Origin of the sequence: Streptomyces sp. NPDC005492 (assembly GCF_040605995.1) — a bacterium.
Taxonomy (GTDB): Bacteria; Actinomycetota; Actinomycetes; order Streptomycetales; family Streptomycetaceae; genus Streptomyces.
In genome coordinates this window covers 173,518-189,545 of record NZ_JBEXDX010000001.1, presented here as the reverse complement: position 1 = coordinate 189,545, position 16,028 = coordinate 173,518, and the positions used below count along the sequence as shown (strand labels likewise).

The following is a 16,028-nucleotide window of genomic DNA, read 5'->3' as shown; positions in this document are numbered from 1 at the left end:
GACGGAAGAGACGAGACCCCCCACATGTCCCAGACGAAGACCAGCACCTCACCACCGGCGGCCGAGGAGGAGTCCGGCCTCGGCGTGCGCCATGCGCTCGTCGTCCTCTCCCTACTCTGGGCCGTCGCGCTGATGCCGATCGTCAGCATGCTGTCCGGCAACGCCCAGTCCCTGGTCGCGATCCACTACCGCACCACCCAGATCGCCTGGTTCACGCTGAGCACCGCGCTGGTCGGCACCTTCGCCACGCCCTTCGTCATGAAGGCCGCCGCGATGTACGGCAAGAAGCGGATCATGGTCGTCATCGCGGTGTGCGGCCTGGCCGGTGACCTGGTCGCCGCCCTCTCCACGAACTACGAGACGCTCCTCGTCGGCCGTAGCATCGCCGGGATCTACGGCCCGGCCGCGCCGCTCGCCTACTCGATGGCCCGGGACGTGTTCCCCCGCCGACTGGTCGGACCCGCCAGCGGGTTCCTCGGGGGCAGCGTCGGACTCGTCGGCCTGGGCGGTCCGTTCCTCTCCGGGTGGGTCATCGACGACCACGGCTTCCGGGGCGCGCTGTGGTTCATGGTGATCTCCACGGTCGTATGCCTGGCGCTGCTGCTCGCGTTCGTACCGGAGAGCCCCGTACGCCAGGAGCGCACCCGCATGGACTGGCTCGGCGGCCTCCTGCTGGGCGGCGGCCTCACGGCCATCGTCTACGGCATCGGCGAGGGCTCCACCTGGGGCTGGGCCAGCGGAAAGTTCCTCTCCTACATAGGAGTTGGGCTGCTGGCGCTGATCGTCTTCCTGGTCGTCGAGAGCCGGGTCGCCAACCCGCTGCTCCCCCTCTCGATCCTGACGCGTCGTCCGGTGTGGACGGTCCTGCTGGCCACAGCGGTGTCCTCGGGAGCCATCCTGGCCTCGGGCCTGCTCATCCAACTACTGGCGCTGATGCCGAAGATCCCGCACGTCTCCGGCGGCCTGGGCTGGTCGGCGACGAAGAACGCCCTGGTGCTCGCGCCGATGAGCGTGACCACCATCCTGATGGCCGTGCTGGCCGGGGCGCTCGCGCGGCGCATCGACACCCGGATCCTGCTGGGCGCGGGTGGCGTCCTCACCGCCGTGGGATTCGGGCTGGGCTCCCAACTCCACGAGACCGTCCCGCAGTTCGCGATATGGGGCCTGATCGTCGGACCCGGCGTCGGGCTGGTCATGGCCATCACCCCGATCATGATCATCGGAACGGTGGCGCCGGAGGAGCAGGCGCTCGCCAACGGCACGCAGTTCCTGATCCAGGGCGTCGCCCAAGGCGTCTTCATCCAGCTCGTGTTCGTGGTCATCGCCAGGCACGGCGCGGTGGTGCAGGGCACGCAGTTCTATCTCGACTCCGGGTTCACCAACGGGCTGTGGCTCATCTCCGGGTTGTGCGCGGTGGGGGCGGTGCTGGTGCTGCTGGCGCCGCGGGTCAGGCGGCTCGACGACACGGTTGTGGGGCAGGCGGTCACCTGACCCGGCTCGGGTCTCTCCTTGGTGCTGTTGCCGCCGGGTCGGTCGCGTTGTGTGCGGCCGGCCCGGATCGCGTGGGGCGCCCGTGGGCCGACACGGATTCACGGCAGGGCGTTCTCTCCAGGCCGTGCGTTCCGATGTCGTTTGTCGTGGCGGGTGTCCGGGGTGAGCTGCACCGACCAGATCAACCACGCCGGAGACTCACGGTCCAACGCCGAGATCAACTCCATCGGCGAGAAGACCGGTTACCGCCCGCCGGTCTCCACCTCGGGCGGCGGCACCGCCGACGCCGGGTGACCGTCGGCTACGGCGCCTCCTGTCCTCCTACCTTCGCCCGCCCCCGCCCCACCTGAGTCCGCACCGCGCCCATGCTCGCCCCGATCACCAGGGCGATGGCCATCGCTTCGGTGACGGAGAGTGCCTGGTGGAGGATCAGGAAGCCTGCCGTCGCCGCGATGGCCGGCTCCAGGCTCATCAGGATGGCGAAGGTGGAGGCGGGGAGTCGGCGGAGGGCCAGGAGTTCGAGGGTGTAGGGGAGGACGGAGGAGAGGACGGCCACCGACGAGCCGAGGGCGATCGTCACCGGGTTCAGGAGTTTGGTGCCCGACTCCGCGATGCCCAGCGGCAAGAACGCCACCGCCGCGACCACCATCGCCAGCGCCAGGCCGTCGGCCTGGGGGAAGCGGCGGCCTGTACGGGCGCTGAAGATTATGTATGTCGCCCACATGGAGCCGGCGCCCAGGGCGAAGGCCACACCTATGGGGTCCAGGCTGCTGAAGCCTCCGCCACCGAGGAGGAAGACGCCGGCCAGGGCGAGCCCCGCCCACACCGCGTTCAGCGCGCGCCGGGAGGTCAGGACCGAGAGGGCGAGCGGGCCCAGTACCTCCAAAGTCACCGCCGGGCCCAGGGGGATGCGGGCCAGCGACTGGTAGAAGAGGCCGTTCATCGCGGCCATCGTGATGCCGAAGACCACGACCGTGCCCCAGTCCGCGCGTGAGTGACCGCGCAGGCCCGGACGGCAGAACACCACCAGGACGATCGCCGCCACCAGCAGGCGGAGGGAGACCACCCCCAGCGCGCCCACCCTCGGCATCAACGTCACCGCGAGCGCGCCGCCGAACTGCACGGAGACACCCCCGGCCAGCACGAGACCGACCGGGCCGAATCGGCTCGGGGTGGCGGCACCCGGGGTGGTGGCCACGGGGGCGGCGGTCGACGCGCTGGCGGTCGACGTACTGGGGATGCTCACGGCGCTTCCAGGGGCTCTGCTCGGGGTCGTCCATCACGGTGGACTGCGAAGTCCATGGTAATGGACTTCGACAGGTGTGTGAACCCTTTATGCAACTGTCCCTGAAGCGATCGGAGGTGATCAGTGGCTCAGATGCCGCCCCAAGGAACCTCGTCGCGGAACAGCGGACGGCCGTCGGAGAGGCTGTCGGGCATCGGCCCGAAGAGCGGATCGGAGTACTCCGCCTCGGGGTAGGTCGGCTCCTGGTAGGGCTGCTGCGGGGCCCAGCTCTCGACGAAGGGCGCCGGCGCGGAGTACCCGGGCTGCGCCTGGTAGCCGTAGACACCAGCGGTCTCGACCACCGGTACTCCACCCACCCCCGCCTCCGCGAACGACGGCAACCGCAACTCCCCGGTGTCCATCATCGCGTTGTTCTGCGAGCGGTGGAGACGGGAGTACGCCCCGCCTCGCGCCATCAGCTCGTCGTGCCGGCCCGTCTCCACGATCCGGCCCCGGTCCACCACCAGGATGCGGTCGGCGTCGGGGGCGAGGTTGAGGTCGTGGGTGATCATGATGGTCGTACGGCCTGCCATCAGCCGCCGCAACGGCTTCACGACCCGGCGGGCGGCCATCGAGTCGAGCCCGGTGGTCGGTTCGTCGAGGACCAGGACCGGGGCGTCGCGCAGGATCGCCCGCGCTATCGCGAGGCGTTGGAGCTGACCGCCGGACAGGCGGGCCGAGTTGGGGTCGACCTTCGTGTCGTAGCCGTCGGGCAGGCGCAGGATGAACTCGTGGGCGTCGGCCGCCGTCGCCGCGTCCACGATCGCCTGTTCGCTGGCGCCGGGGCGGCCGCAGGCGATGTTCGCGCGGACGGTGTCGTGCAGGACGAGGGTCTCCTGCGGGAGCAGGGTGACGTACTCGCGCAGGCGGGCGAGGGGGAGGTCGCGCAGCGGGACGCCGTCGAGGAGCACCTCGCCCGCGTCGGGGTCGTAGAAGCGGAGCAGCATCTTGGAGACTGTGGACTTGCCGGCGCCGCTGGGGCCGGTGACGATGACCAGCTCGCCGGGGTTGACGGTGAAGGAGAGGCCCTCCAGGGCGACGCGGTCGGCGCCCGGGTAGCTGAAGGAGACGTCGCGGAGTTCGACCGTGCCGTCGGGGCGGCCGGTCTCCGAGCCGCGGGCGGGGTCGGCGACGGACGGGCGTACGTCCAGGATCTCGATGAGTCGCTCGGCGCCCGCGGTCGCGGCGGTGATGGTCAGGCCGAGTTGGGCCAGACCCCGGACGGGCGGGTAGAGGTAGCCCAAGAAGGCGGAGAAGGCGAGGAGTTGGCCGAGGGTCATGCGGCCGGTGGAGATCTCCCAGGCGCCGATGCCGATGACGGCGAGCACGCACACGGTCTCGATGACCGCCACGAGTTGTTCGTAGGCCTCGTTGAGCCGCGAGGAGCGGACGGAGGCGCGGAACCAGGCGCCGGCCTCCTCGTTCAGGCGCCGGCGTTCCGCGTCGCGGCGACCGTAGGCCTGGGTGAGGACGATGTTGCCGAGGGACTCCTCGACGACGGAGGTGATCGCGCCGTCGGCGACCCGGCCCTCGCGGGAGACGTCCTTGATGGAGCCGGAGAAACGGCGGGCCGCCAGCCAGAAGAGGGGGGCGAGGACGAAGGTGGCGGCGGCCAGGTCCCAGCGGAGCCAGAACGCGGCGGCGGCGTAGAAGAGGGCGGAGAAGATCGCGGAGGCGGTGCCCACGACGCCGGACACGACGAGGGTCTCGATCGCCTCGACGTCGCCGGTCAGGCGGGACAACAGGTCGCCCTGGCGGTGCCGTTGGAAGAAGTGCGGGGGCAACTGCTGTACGTGGTCGAAGACATGCTCACGCAGTCTCATCACGAAGCGTTCGGTGGCCCATGCGGCAAGGGAGTTGCCGGCGTACGAGACGAACGCGCCGGTGATCGCGACGGCGAGCCACTTGACGGCGGGGCTCCAGAAGGCGCTCAGGGAACCTTTGGCCAGGGCGCGGTCGGTGAGGTCGCTGAAGAGAAGGATGGCCTCGGTCTCGGCGAGCGCGCCGACGACGGTGCACACCCAGACGAGGATCAGCCAGCGTCTGAGACCCCGGGTGAGCGGCCAGAACCGACGGAAGGCGACTCGGGCGGGAATGGTGGGGGTTTCGTCGTCCTCGTATTCGAGGTCTTCCCCGTCCGCGTCGACGTACATTTCCTCGCCCACAACCCCTCCGCTTTCCGTCATCAGAATTCTTTTGGATTTTCGAATTCGGGAAAGAAAAGAGGGCCGACTGCGTGGGTCGGCCCTCTTCTACTGCCGGTTCAGCTGTCCTGGCCGGGCAGCGGCTTCGGCAGCGGCTTCGGCTGGTGCTTCTTGCGGGGCTTCGGGGGCGGCGGCGGGGGGAGCTGCTTCGACTTGGGCTTGGGGGGCAGCGGGGCGAGCTTCTTGAGGCTCATGCCGAACTCCTTGGGTTGAGCAGTGAATTGTGCGTCAAAGTCGAGCGTTTTACCGCCCGGGGAATTCCCGACACGGATGAACTTACACGCCACCGAAGCCAAGAAGCAGCAAAGTCGGCAAGCGAACGGCAAGCAGGTGCTGTGAATACCTTTGTGAATCCTGAGTTACGTCCGCGAACCTGAGAGTTCTCTGATAAACCTGAGAGCAGCCTTAAGGAACCTGTGGGTCCGCTCTCAGACTTCGCCCCGCCCGGGCCTCAACGGCGCGCCATGTAGAGGTCCAGCGCCTTGTGCAGCAGCCGGTTGAGGGGGAAGTCCCACTCCCCCAGGTACTCGACGGCCTCTCCACCCGTGCCGGCCTTGAAACGCAGCAGCCCCAGCAGGTGGTTGGACTCCTCCAGGGTGTCGGTGATGCCTCTGAAGTCGTATACGGCGGCGCCCAGTTGGTGGGCGTCGGTCATCATGCGCCACTGCATGGCGTTGTTGGGCTGCACCTCGCGGCGGCGGCTGGTGGAGGCGCCGTACGAGTACCAGACGTGCTGTCCGACGGTCAGCATGGTGGCCGCGGCGAGGATGTCGCCGTCGTGGTGGGCGAGGTAGAGGCGCATGCGGTCGGGGTGTTCGGTGGTGAGGGCGGTCCACATGCGCTGGAAGTAGGGGAGGGGGCGCGGGATGAAGCGGTCGCGCTCGGCCGTCTCGGCGTAGAGCTCGTAGAAGGCGGGCAGTTCGTCGTAGCCGCCCTGGACCACCTTCACCCCGGCCTTCTCGGCCTTCTTGATGTTACGGCGCCACTGCTGGTTGAGACCGGCGTGGATGTCCTCCAACGACCGTCCGGCGAACGGCACTTGGAACACATAGCGCGGCTGCCCCGCCGCGAACCCGTCCTCCCCTCCCGGCTCCGTCTGCTGCCAGCCCGCGCGGCGCAGGCGGTCGGCGATCTCATAGGCGCGCGGTTCGTACGACGTCGCCTCCGCGTCCCGCAGACGGCGCGCGTCCGGGTCGGCGATCGCCGCCTTCACCGCGTCCGCGCTCCACCGGCGTACGACGACGGGCGGCCCCATCTTCACCGTGAACGCACCCTGCGACTTGAGATGGGCGAGCATCGGGTCGAGCCAGCGGTCGAGGTCGGCGGCGTCCCAGTCGATGACCGGCCCCTCGGGCAGATAGGCGAGGTACTTCTTCAACTTGGGCACGGGCCGATACAGCACCAGCCCCACCCCGACCAGCGGCCCGCCCTCCCCCTCGAACCACCCCAGACTCTCCGCCCGCCAGTCGGGCTTCACCTCACCCCAGGAGGGCACCTGCATGTGGCTGGCGGAGGGGCGGGTCGCGATGAACGCGAGGTGCTCGGCGGGGGTGATGGGGCGGACGCTGAGGTTCGTCATACGCGGGACTCCCTGGCGGGTCGAAACCGTGGTCGAACGGCCAGCCTAGGCAGTCAGCCCCGCCCGTCCCGCGCCCCGAACACCCCCAATGCCTCCGTGTCCGACGCCCGGGCGTTGAGGAAGTAGTCGGCCCACTCGGCGATCTCCGGGTAGCCGGACTCGCGGGTGAGGCGGGCGATTGCCGTCGGGATGTCGTACGGCGTGACGCGGAGGTCCGTGCCGGGGCCCAGCAGGCACCAGTGGGCGCCGGGGCGGCCGTACGGCATGCCGACGCTTCCCGGGTTGACGATCAGGCGGCCGTGGGCGAGGCGGACGTACGGCATGTGGGTGTGGCCGCAGACCACTGTGCGGATCGAGTCGTCGAGGCCGGTGAGGACCTCCGTCCAGCGGGCGGGGCGGGAGTCGACGAGGACCACCTCCTCGTCGTCCCGGGGTGTGGCGTGGCAGAAGAGGACTCTGCCAAGGCCGTGGACGGGGAGGGTCAGGGTGGTGGGGAGGCGGGCCAGGAAGTCGATCTGGTCGGGGCGGAGGGCGGTCGCCGCGTAGGGGGCGATCGGGTCGGGGATGGTGTCGCGTTCGCCTCTGCGGTACTCGACCAGTTCGCGGTCAGCGTTCCCCGAGATCCACAAAACCCGCTCGCCCTGTTCGCGCAACAGGTCGACGACTTCAACCGGTTGGGGGCCTGCCGTGATGTCGCCGGTGAGGACGACGCGGTCGGCGGCGGTCACTTCGGGTTCGGCGAGGACCGCTTCCAGGGCGGGGAGCACTCCGTGGATGTCGGAGAGGACGGCCACCCGGCCCAGTTCGTACGTCACTTCCCTTCCCCGTCCAACGCGTCCGCGAGGACCTCCGCAAGATGCCGCCCCCGCACCCCCGCCATCTGCTCCAACTGCGTCCGGCACGAGAAGCCGTCCGCCAACACGACCGCCCCCTCCGGCGCTTCCCGCACCGCCGGCAGCAGTTGTTCCTCCGCGCAGGCCGCCGACACCTCGTAGTGCCCCTTCTCGAAACCGAAGTTGCCCGCCAACCCGCAGCAGCCGCCGGCCAGTTCGCCGGTCAGGCCGGCTGCGGCGCGGAGGCGGCGGTCGGGGGCGTCGCCGAGTACCGCGTGCTGGTGGCAGTGGGTCTGGCCGGTGACCGGGCGGTTGATGCGGGGTGGGGTCCAGTCGGGGGCGGCGAGGCGGTCCAGGGCTTCGGCGAAGGTGAGGACGGAGGCCGCGAGGCGGGCGGCTCGGGGGTCGTCGGGGAGGAGTTCGGGGAGGTCGGTGCGGAGGGCTGCCGCGCAGCTCGGTTCCAGGACCACGACGGGCCGGGCGCCCTCCCCCATGGGGCTCACCAACAGGCCCAAACCGTCCAGCGTGCGGCGCATCACCTCGCGGGCGCGCTCCAGTTGGCCTGTCGACACATAGGTCAGTCCACAGCAGACGGGCTTGCCCATCATCGCCGGCTGGACCGGGAGCACACCCAATCCGGCCGCCTCCAGAACCCGTACGGCCGCGTGGCCGACAGCCGGTGAGAGGTGCTCCGTGAAGGTATCCGGCCACAGGTAGACACGGCCCCGGGCGGGCGTCTCCTCGTACTCCACTCCGTCGTGCGTGTTCCGCCGTGACTTCGCCATGACCTTCCGCCGCCATGCCCGGACGAACGGCACCCCCGCCACCCGCGGGATCCCCCGCTCCCCCGCGATCCCGCCCAGCCATTTTCCGACCGCCGCCAACGGCCGTACAGAAGCAAGGAAGTTGACCAGCCACGCCGTGCGCGTGCGGGCCACCAGTCGCAGCCAGCGCGGCAGCCACCCCATCGTGTAGTGGGCGGCCGGTCGGCGGCGGCCCTCGTAGTGGTGGTGCAGGAACTCCGCCTTGTACGTGGCCATGTCGACGCCGACCGGGCAGTCCGTGCGGCAGCCCTTGCAGGACAAGCACAGGTCCAGCGCGTCCCGGACCTCCGTCGACCGCCAGCCGTCGGTGACCAGTTCGCCCGCGAGCATCTCGTGCAGCAGCCGGGCCCGCCCGCGCGTGGAGTGCGCCTCCTCGCCGGTCGCCCGGAACGACGGGCACATCACCGAGGACCCGGAGGATTCGTGGGTACGGCACTTGGCCACGCCCACGCACCGCCGTACCGCCGCCGCGAAGTCCCCGCCGTCGGACAGGTAGCCGAACATCACGTCCACCGGCTCGCGGGGCAGGGAGGAGAAGCGGAGGTTCGTGTCGAGGGGCGCCGGGCGGACCAGCATCCCGGGGTTGAGGAGGTCGTCCGGGTCCCAGAGGGCCTTGGTGCGCTCGAAGAGGGCCACCATCTCGTCGCCGTACATCTTCGGCAGCAACTCCGCGCGTGCCTGGCCGTCCCCGTGTTCGCCGGAGAGCGAGCCGCCGTGTGCCACCACCAGCTCGGCCAGCTCCTCCGAGAAGCGACGGAAGCGGGCCACTCCCTCCTGAGTGATCAGGTCGAAGTCGATGCGGACGTGGATGCAGCCGTCGCCGAAGTGGCCGTACGGGGTGCCGCGCAGGCCGTGGTCGACCAGCAACCTTCTGAAGTCCCGTAGATACGCGCCGAGTCGGGCCGGCGGTACCGCGCAGTCCTCCCAGCCGGGCCAGGCCTCCGCTCCGTCCGGCATCCGGGTCGCCGTACCGCTCGCGTCCTCGCGGATCCGCCACAAGGCCTGCTGGCCCGCGGGGTCTGTCACCACCAAGGAGTCGAGGACGTCGGCCGCGCGGACGATCGTCTCCGCACGCGCCTGTGCCTCCGCCGCCGTGTCGCCGCCCGTCTCCACGAACAGCCAGGCGCCGCCCCGGGGCAGGTCCGCGGTGGCGCGCACCAGGTCGGCCGCCATGCCCTCGACGGTGAGCGGCGCGAAGGGCAGCAGGCCGGCCGCCGCCTCCGCCGCCGCGCTCTCGTCGGCGTACGCCAGCACGGCGAGGGCACGCGCGCGGGGTGCCTCGACGAGTCGTACGACCGCCTCCGTGAGGATGCCCAGGGTGCCCTCGCTGCCGCAGAAGGAGCGGGCGACGTCCGCGCCCTTCTCGGGGAGGAGGGCGTCGAGTGCGTAGCCCGAGATACGGCGGGGGAGGTCGGGGAAGCCGGTGCGCAGGCGGGCCAACTCGCCCTGCACCAGGGCCTGTAGGCCCTCCGGGGCGCCGGACCAGTCGCGGCCGAGCCTCAAGCGGTCGCCGCGCGCCGTGAGTACCGACAGCTCGCGCACGCTGTCCGCCGTCGTGCCCCAGGCGACCGAATGTGAGCCGCAGGAGTTGTTGCCGATCATGCCGCCGAGGGTGCAGCGGCTGTGGGTGGAGGGGTCGGGGCCGAAGCGCAACCCATGGGCGGCGGCGGCCTGTTGGAGGCGGTCGAGGACCAGGCCGGGCTGGACGACCGCCGTACGGGAGGCGGGGTCGAGGGCCACCAGGCCGTTCATATGGCGGGTGAAGTCGAGGACCACGCCCGTGCCGGTCGCCTGGCCGGCGATCGAGGTGCCGCCGCCGCGGGCCACGACCGGCACCCCGTGCGCCCGGCAGGCCGCGAGCGTCGCCGCCACGTCGTCGGCGTCACGGGGCGCGACGACGCCCAGCGGGACGCGCCGGTAGTTGGACGCGTCCATGGTCATCAGCGCCCGGGACGTGATGTCGAAACCGACCTCGCCCCGGACCGTCCTCCGCAGCTCCGCCTGAAGGTCCGCCATGCCCCCAGCATGCACCCGACCACTGACAGTGACGGCCCGGCGTTCGGGGAATCGTTCCGGAAAACTTCGTACCGCCGACGCACGGATTCCGTAAACGCATCCAGAACCTACCCAGTTCGATCACTAACTCTCATATAGTGACCGTCAGTTGAGCACCGGTGTCGCTTCTCGCCCAGGAACCCGACGAGCACCCCCCGAGGACACGCCCCAAGACGCCCGAGGACCCGACCGAGGACCCCCTTCATGACCGCCCCCATACTTCCCGGCGAACGACCCACCTTCCGCACCGTCGCCCCCGCCCCGCTGTTCACCGCCGTACTGGCCGGACTCGCGGTCGCCGGCGCGGTCTATGTGACACCGGCCGCGAAGCGTCTCCCGCTCGCCTGCGGTGCGGGCGCCGCCGCGCTGCTGCTGTGCGCGGCCGTCGCGATCGCCGCGCACGCCTATCAGACGGCCCGGATCACCCGCCGCCGGCTGGAGGCCGTCACCCTGGACGCCGGGCGACTGTTGCAAGAACGGGCCCGGCTGAGCACGGAGTTGGACCGGGAGCGCGTGCAACTGACCGAGGAGCTGACCCACGAGCGGGCCCGGCTGACGGCCGAACTCTCGCAGGAACGCGCCAGGTTGATCTCCGAGTTCGCCCAGGAGCGCACGCGGCTCACCACCTCCTTCGCTCAGGAGCGCACCCGCCTCACCGAGGAGAACGCCGAGGAACGCGCCCGACTCACCGCCGAGAACAAGCAGTTGTCCGAGCGGGCCCGCCGGGACGCCCAGGACCGTGCCGCCGCGCTCTCCGCGACCGCCAACGCGGCGGGCCGGATGCAGGCGTTGGCCACCGGCATGCTCGCCGACCTGCGGGGCATGGAGGAACGGCACTCCGACGAGGACGTCCTCGCCGACCTGCTCCATCTCGACCACCGCACCGCACAGGCGGGCCGGCTGGCCGACTCCGTCGCCGTGCTCACGGGCGCCCGCTCCGGCCGCCGTTGGGCCCGTCCGATCGCCATGGAGTCGATCCTGCGCGGTGCGATGGGCCGGATCAGCGGCTACCAGCGGGTGCGCGTGCACTCCGCGAGCGATGCCGCCGTCGCCGGGCACGCAGCCGAGGGCGTGATGCACGCGCTCGCCGAACTCCTCGACAACGCCGCGAACTTCTCGCCGCCGAGCGCCGAAGTGCATGTGTACGTCGAGGAGGTGCCGGCCGGGGTCATCGTCTCCGTCGAGGACAGCGGTCTGGTCATGGGCGACATCCAACTGCGCCGCGCCGAACGGGCGGTGAGCGGCGACTCCGCCGAACTGGGCGGCCTCACCGGCACCCGGCTGGGCCTCGCGGTCGTCGGCCGGCTGGCCCGCAAGTACGGCCTGAAGGTGTCGTACCGGCCCTCCGCGCGGGGCGGCACGGGCGTCCTGATGCTCGTACCGCAGGACATCCTGGTGCCCCAGGACACCCCGGTGGCACCGCAGGTGTCCCTCGCGCTCCCCGAGCCCCCGGCCGCGTCGGTGCCGGTGCCGGTGCAGGAGGCGGTTTCCGAGCCCGTCGCCGTAGAGGAGCCAGGGAAGCCAGAGAAGTCAGAGAAGCCGTGGATGTCGTACGCCGCCGGGCGCACCCTCGACGATCTGGACCCGGATCCGGTCCCCACGCACGAGTCGGCGGACCGGGGCGCCCGGCCCGAGCCGGTGCCGGACACGGCGGCCGGCCTGCCCGACGGGCTGCCCGACGGGCTGCCCAGGCGGCGCCGGGGTCAGGCGCTCGCGCAGGCCGAGCGGTCACGCGCGCGCGTGGAGGCCACGGCCCCCGAGCCGCGCCCCGCGCCCTCGGCCGACGACACCCTCGCCCGCGCCGCCCGCTTCAACAGCTTCCGGCAGGCCGTACGCGGCGCGATGTCCGAACAGCTCACGCCCGAACCCGAGTCGGCAGAGCCCGAATCGGCCGTCTCCTCCCCCTCCCACCCGCACGCGGAAGGCAACCCCACCTCATGACCGGCTCGACCACCGCCGACGAGAAGCTCACCTGGCTCATCGAGGGCCTCCTGGAGCGCACCCCGGGCGCGCGGCACGCGCTCGTGCTGTCCCGGGACGGCCTGAAGCTGTGCCGGACGCCGGAACTCTCCGTCGACCAGGCCGACCAGCTCGCCGCGATCGCCGCCGGAATCCAGTCGCTGTCGCACGGCGCGTCCGTGGAGTTCGGGGACGGCAGCGGGGGTGTGCGCTCCGCGATGACCGAGTTCTACGGCGGAGTGCTGTTCATCGTCGAGGCGGGCGAGGGCGCCCACCTGGCCCTCGTCACCACGGAGGACGCGGACGCGGGTCTGATCGGGCACAACATGAGCGAGCTGGTCGAACAGCTCGGCGAACACCTGCGCGCGGAACCCCGCACGTCATGAGCCGCCCCGGCAGGGACGACTCACCCGACCGCCTCTACACGCTCACCGGAGGCCGCGCCCGTTCCGCACCGGACAGCCCGTTCGACCTGGTGACCCTCGTGGTCGCCGAGTGCGATCCGGTGACCGGTATGCAGTCGGAGCATGCGGCGATCCTGCGGATCACCGAACACCCCACGTCAGTGGTGGAGTTGGCGGCCGAACTGAAGCTCCCGGTGAGCATCACCAAGATTCTCCTCTCCGACCTTCTCGCGGCCGGCCGGGTCAGCGCCCGGCACCCGCGCGAGACGGTTCTCGATCCCGACGTCCTGGAACAGGTGCTCGTTGGACTCCGCAACCTCTGACGCGCGCACCCCGCTGGGTGCCTCCGCCGACAACGGCCTGAAGATCGTGGTCGTGGGCGGCTTCGGCGTCGGCAAGACCACGCTGGTCCGCTCGGTCAGCGAGATACGTCCCCTCAACACCGAGGAGACGATGACGAAGGCCGGCGAGGCCGTCGACGACATCAGCGAGGTGCGCGGCAAGTCCGCGACCACCGTCGCCTTCGACTTCGGCCGCATCACGCTCGACGCCCGCAATGTGCTGTACCTGTTCGGTGCCCCCGGCCAGCAGCGGTTCTGGTTCCTGTGGGACCGGCTGTTCTCCGGGACGCTCGGCGCGGTCGTCCTCGTCGACACCCGCCGGATCGACGACTCCTGGTACGCCATCGACCGCCTCGAACACCATGGCACGCCGTTCATCGTGGCCTGCAACGACTTCGGCGGCCCCGCCTACGCCCCACAGCAGATCCGCGAGGCCCTCGACCTCGACCCGCACGTCCCGCTCCTGGACTGCGACGCCCGCTCCCGCGCGTCCGCGAAGCAGGTCCTGATCACGCTCGTCGAGCATGTCAGGAACCAGTACAGCGGTCGCTACGACGCCCAAGCCCCCAAAGCCCCCGCCCCTCACCAGGAGTTGGCCCTGTGACCGCGCCCACCCCCGCGCCCGTACCGCTGAGTGGCCCCAGGTTCCAGACCGAACCGGCGCGGCTGTACCGGGAGATGCGGCGCGAGCACGGCGCCGTGACCCCGGTGGTGCTCGACGGCGACGTCCCGGCCTGGCTGGTGCTCGGCTACCGCGAGCTGCACCAAGTCACCGGCGATCCGGTCCTGTTCAGCCGTGACTCGGACCTGTGGAACCAGTGGGAGCGCATCCCCGACGACTGGCCGCTGCTCCCGATGATCGGCCGCAAGCAGCCGTCGATCCTCTACACGGTCGGCGAGCGCCACCGCGACCGCGTCGGCATGATCAGCGACGCGCTGGAGGCCGTAGACCCGTCCGAACTGCGTTCGTACGCCGAGAAGTTCGCGGACGAGCTGATCGACGGGATCTGCGCCAAGGGCGAGGCGGACATCGTCGGCGACTACGCGATGCTGCTGCCGGTACGCGTCCTGGCCCGGCTCTACGGCTTCGCGGACGAGCAGGGTCCGGACCTGGTGACCGCGTTGAACGACATGATCGACGGCCGTGAACGGGCGATAGCCGGCCAGACCCATCTGGCCTCCTCCATGGGGCAGTTGCTGGCCGACCGGAAGGCCGCGCCCGCCGACGACGTCGTCTCGCGCATGCTCACGCACGCCACCGGCTTCTCCGACGTGGAGATCGCCCAGGACCTGATGGTGATGATGGCGGCGGGCCACCAGCCGACCGCCGACTGGATCGGCAACTCGCTGCGCCTGATGCTGACCGACGACCGGTTCGCGGCCTCGCTGTTCGGCGGCCGCAACAGTGTCGCCGAGGCGATGAACGAGGTGCTGTGGGAGGACACCCCGACCCAGAACGTGGCCGGGCGCTGGGCCTCCCGCGACACCCAGCTCGGCGGCCGTCGCATCCGCACCGGCGACCTGCTGCTCCTCGGCCTCCAGGGCGCCAACTCCGACCCCCAGGTTCGCACCGACCACTCCGCGCTCACCGGCGGCAACAACGCGCACTTCTCCTTCGGGCACGGCGAGCACCGGTGCCCGTTCCCCGCGCAGGAGGTCGCCGAGGTCATCGCGCGGACGGGCATCGAGGTCGTACTGGACCGGCTCCCCGACATCGACCTGGCGGTCCCCGCGGAGTCCCTGACCCGTCGGCCGTCGCCGTGGTTGCGAGGCCTGACCGAGTTGCCAGTGCGGTTCTCTCCGACCCCTGCCCTTGGAGGCACCCCCGTATGAGCACGCGCATAGTCCTCGACCCGTTCGTCGGCGACCTGGACGGCGAGAGCGCCAGGCTGCGGGAGGCCGGTCCGCTGGCCGCCGTGGAACTGCCCGGCGGGGTCCCCGTATGGGCGGTGACGCACCATGCCGAGGCGAAGCAACTCCTCACGGACCCGCGGCTGGTGAAGGACATCAACGTCTGGGGCGCCTGGCAGCGCGGCGAGATCCCCGCGGACTGGCCGCTGATCGGACTCGCCAACCCCGGCCGTTCCATGCTGACCGTGGACGGCGCCGACCACCGCAGGATGCGCACGCTGGTCGCGCAGGCGCTCACCCCGCGCCGGGTGGAGCAGATGCGGGAGCGGATCGCGAAGCTGACGGAGGGCCTGCTCGACGGCATCCAGGGCGACGAGGCCGACGAGGTCGACCTGAAGGCGGCGTTCGCCTACCCGCTGCCCATGTACGTGATCGCCGACCTGATGGGCATAGCGGAGGCCAAACTCCCGCGTCTGAAGGAGCTGTTCGAGAAGTTCTTCTCGACGCAGACCCCGCCGGCCGAGGTCATCGCCACCCTCACGGAACTCGCGGGCATCATGGCCGAGACGGTCGCGGCCAAACGCGCCGAGCCCGGCGACGACCTGACCTCCGCGCTGATCGCGGCCTCCGAGAACGGCGACCACCTCACCGACGAGGAGATCGTCTCCACGCTCCAGTTGATGGTCGCGGCGGGCCACGAGACGACGATCTCGCTGATCGTCAACGCGGTCGTCAACCTCTCGACGCACCCCGTCCAGCGTGCCCTGGTCCTGGCCGGCGAGGCCGACTGGTCCTCGGTGATCGAGGAGACCCTGCGCCACTCCACGCCCACCTCGCACGTCCTGATCCGCTTCGCCACACAGGACGTCCAGGTCGGCGACAAGGTCCTCCCGGCGGGCGACGCGCTGATCGTGTCGTACGCCGCGATCGGTCGCGACGAGCAGGCCCACGGCCCGACGGCCGGCGAGTTCGACATCACCCGCACCAGCGACAACCGCCACATCTCCTTCGGCCACGGCCCGCACGTCTGCCCCGGCGCGGCCCTCTCCCGCCTGGAGGCGGGCGTGGCCCTCCCGGCCCTCTACGAGCGCTTCCCGCACCTGGATCTGGCGGTCCCGGCGAGCGAGCTGCGCAACAAGCCGGTGGTGACACAGAACGACATCTACGAGCTGCCGGTGAAGCTCACGGCGTCGTAGATCACT

The 16,028-nt window shown here is 70.8% G+C and carries 14 protein-coding genes; 8 read left to right on the top strand and 6 right to left on the bottom strand.

What is annotated here, in order from left to right; genetic code table 11:
* Positions 1 to 24 precede the first annotated feature (24 nt).
* Both ABZT04_RS00955 and ABZT04_RS00950 read left to right on the top strand, forming a co-directional pair.
* On the top strand, positions 25 to 1,491 hold the full coding sequence (locus ABZT04_RS00955) for an MFS transporter (RefSeq protein ID WP_356051364.1): 1,467 nt from the start codon (positions 25 to 27) through the stop codon (positions 1,489 to 1,491).
* Between the two features lie 162 nt (positions 1,492 to 1,653).
* Positions 1,654 to 1,785 (top strand): hypothetical protein, encoded by a 132-nt coding sequence (locus ABZT04_RS00950; protein ID WP_356051361.1) that lies wholly within the window; start codon positions 1,654 to 1,656, stop codon positions 1,783 to 1,785.
* A gap of 7 nt (positions 1,786 to 1,792) precedes the next feature.
* On the opposite strand, the gene ABZT04_RS00945 is transcribed toward ABZT04_RS00950, so the two are convergent.
* From ABZT04_RS00945 to ABZT04_RS00920, 6 genes are all read right to left on the bottom strand, one after another.
* A complete protein-coding gene (locus tag ABZT04_RS00945; RefSeq protein ID WP_356052110.1) occupies positions 1,793 to 2,689 on the bottom strand; it encodes an EamA family transporter in 897 nt (298 codons plus the stop codon).
* A 176-nt stretch (positions 2,690 to 2,865) separates the two neighbouring features.
* Positions 2,866 to 4,929 carry an ABC transporter ATP-binding protein gene (locus ABZT04_RS00940; protein WP_356052108.1) on the bottom strand — a complete coding sequence of 688 codons (2,064 nt, stop codon included), beginning with the start codon at positions 4,927 to 4,929 and terminating at the stop codon, positions 2,866 to 2,868.
* 110 nt (positions 4,930 to 5,039) lie between these two features.
* Positions 5,040 to 5,174, bottom strand: a complete 135-nt coding sequence (locus ABZT04_RS00935) for a hypothetical protein (protein WP_356051360.1) — start codon at positions 5,172 to 5,174, stop codon at positions 5,040 to 5,042.
* A 257-nt stretch (positions 5,175 to 5,431) separates the two neighbouring features.
* Positions 5,432 to 6,559 (bottom strand): peptidoglycan bridge formation glycyltransferase FemA/FemB family protein, encoded by a 1,128-nt coding sequence (locus ABZT04_RS00930; protein WP_356051359.1) that lies wholly within the window; start codon positions 6,557 to 6,559, stop codon positions 5,432 to 5,434.
* 53 nt (positions 6,560 to 6,612) lie between these two features.
* Positions 6,613 to 7,374, bottom strand: a complete 762-nt coding sequence (locus ABZT04_RS00925; RefSeq protein ID WP_356051358.1) for a metallophosphoesterase family protein — start codon at positions 7,372 to 7,374, stop codon at positions 6,613 to 6,615.
* Complete coding sequence (locus ABZT04_RS00920; RefSeq protein ID WP_356051357.1) at positions 7,371 to 10,232, bottom strand: FAD-binding and (Fe-S)-binding domain-containing protein; 2,862 nt, start codon at positions 10,230 to 10,232, stop codon at positions 7,371 to 7,373. Before ABZT04_RS00920 ends, ABZT04_RS00925 begins: the two co-directional genes overlap by 4 nt.
* 243 nt (positions 10,233 to 10,475) lie before the next feature.
* Between ABZT04_RS00920 and ABZT04_RS00915 the strand changes: the two genes are divergently transcribed.
* From ABZT04_RS00915 to ABZT04_RS00890, 6 genes are read left to right on the top strand one after another with little or no spacing between them, the layout of a single operon-like run.
* Complete coding sequence (locus tag ABZT04_RS00915; protein WP_356051356.1) at positions 10,476 to 12,212, top strand: ATP-binding protein; 1,737 nt, start codon at positions 10,476 to 10,478, stop codon at positions 12,210 to 12,212.
* A complete protein-coding gene (locus ABZT04_RS00910) occupies positions 12,209 to 12,616 on the top strand; it encodes a roadblock/LC7 domain-containing protein (RefSeq protein ID WP_356051355.1) in 408 nt (135 codons plus the stop codon). The genes ABZT04_RS00915 and ABZT04_RS00910 overlap by 4 nt, the downstream gene beginning before the upstream one ends.
* Positions 12,613 to 12,957: a DUF742 domain-containing protein gene (locus ABZT04_RS00905; RefSeq protein WP_356051353.1), complete on the top strand. Its 345-nt coding sequence runs from the start codon at positions 12,613 to 12,615 to the stop codon at positions 12,955 to 12,957. The genes ABZT04_RS00910 and ABZT04_RS00905 overlap by 4 nt, the downstream gene beginning before the upstream one ends.
* A complete protein-coding gene (locus ABZT04_RS00900; RefSeq protein ID WP_356051351.1) occupies positions 12,938 to 13,579 on the top strand; it encodes an ATP/GTP-binding protein in 642 nt (213 codons plus the stop codon). Before ABZT04_RS00905 ends, ABZT04_RS00900 begins: the two co-directional genes overlap by 20 nt.
* A complete protein-coding gene (locus ABZT04_RS00895; RefSeq protein WP_356051349.1) occupies positions 13,576 to 14,808 on the top strand; it encodes a cytochrome P450 in 1,233 nt (410 codons plus the stop codon). The genes ABZT04_RS00900 and ABZT04_RS00895 overlap by 4 nt, the downstream gene beginning before the upstream one ends.
* Positions 14,805 to 16,022, top strand: coding sequence for a cytochrome P450 (locus tag ABZT04_RS00890; protein WP_356051347.1), 1,218 nt, complete (start codon positions 14,805 to 14,807; stop codon positions 16,020 to 16,022). The genes ABZT04_RS00895 and ABZT04_RS00890 overlap by 4 nt, the downstream gene beginning before the upstream one ends.
* Positions 16,023 to 16,028 lie beyond the last annotated feature (6 nt).